General features: G+C 74.3%; 2 protein-coding genes and 1 pseudogene. 2 read left to right on the top strand and 1 reads right to left on the bottom strand.

The features are described 5' to 3' along the window. Window positions 1-491, bottom strand: a pseudogene (locus tag KBX53_RS33895) (glycoside hydrolase family 3 protein); the annotation flags it as partial. A gap of 191 nt (window positions 492-682) precedes the next feature. Here KBX53_RS33895 and KBX53_RS36940 point away from each other — a divergent pair. Next, window positions 683-808 carry a hypothetical protein gene (locus tag KBX53_RS36940; protein ID WP_256443624.1) on the top strand — a complete coding sequence of 42 codons (126 nt, stop codon included), beginning with the start codon at window positions 683-685 and terminating at the stop codon, window positions 806-808. A gap of 87 nt (window positions 809-895) precedes the next feature. Next, window positions 896-1,083: LLM class flavin-dependent oxidoreductase (locus KBX53_RS33890; protein WP_210863915.1), on the top strand; the 188-nt coding region annotated here is incomplete at its 3' end.

Raw genomic sequence — 1,083 nt, 5'->3', positions numbered from 1 at the left:
GCGGCGCGCATCCAGTCGTGGCGGTGCAGGTCCCGGACGACCAGGACCAGCGGGCGGGTGCCCGCCCCGGCGCCCGGGTCCGCCGGCACGTCGGGTTCGGCGTAGCGGACGGTGCTGGTGCCGGGCAGCAGCTCGCCCAGCGGCCCGCCGATGCCCCAGGGGGTCTCGGCGCCGATGGCGATGTTGCGCAGCGGCTCGAACTCGACGACGTGTGCGGCGCTGGTCAGTGGCAGCGCGCCCGTCGCGCCCGGGGCGGCGGTGACCCGGACGGCCCGGCGGGCGGCGACCAGCCCGACGTCGGCGGCGCGCGCCGCGGCCGAGCCGGCGCTGCGGGCGGCCACCGTCCAGGCGGCGAGTTGACCGACGCGCTTGGCGGCCTCGGCGAGCCGTTCCTCGGGCAACTCGCCGGAGATAACGGCGGCCACGATGGCGTCGCGCAGCTCGCGGGCGGCCTGCTCGTCGGCCCGTTCGCCACCGATGCAGATCGCGTCGATCGCCGACGACGGTGCGCCCCCGTCGACCCGCTGGTTGCGCTCGCTCATGCGGCCCCCGTACCCCATCTCTCACGCGCCCTCGGCGCACCGCCACCGGCAGGCGGTCCTGCCATGGTCACACTGAGCGATTCAATAGTCAATAAACCTTACAGTTGCCTGGCGGCCCGCTCCCCGGGGAGAGTGCGGGGATGGATCCCGTCCCGCTGGCCGACGCGACGAGCCCGGCCGACATCCCCGGCGTACGCCTGCTCGGCCTGGTGGTCGGCGCTCTGCTGCTGCTCGCCGCGATCCGGGCGATGTTCGGTCGACGCTGACCCGGTCCACGGCGAGCACCGGTGTGACCCGGCCCCACCGGGGTACGGCTCTGCCCATCAGCAGTCCGCGCGCCGAAGGGGTAAGCCATGAAGATCGGATACTTTCTGTCCAGTGAGGAGTTCACGCCAGCCGAGTTGCTGGAGCAGGCGCGCGGTGCCGAACGGGCCGGCTTCGAGGCGCTGTGGATCTCCGACCACTACCACCCCTGGGTGGACGCCCAGGGCCAGAGCCCGTGCGGCGGGGCGGGGATCGGCGCGCTCAGCCAGGTCGGGTC

This window comes from Micromonospora sp. M51, assembly GCF_018070305.1.
Classification (GTDB): domain Bacteria; phylum Actinomycetota; class Actinomycetes; order Mycobacteriales; family Micromonosporaceae; genus Micromonospora; species Micromonospora parva.
Note: the sequence above shows the minus strand (reverse complement) of the source record. Positions and strands in the feature narration are given on the sequence as shown.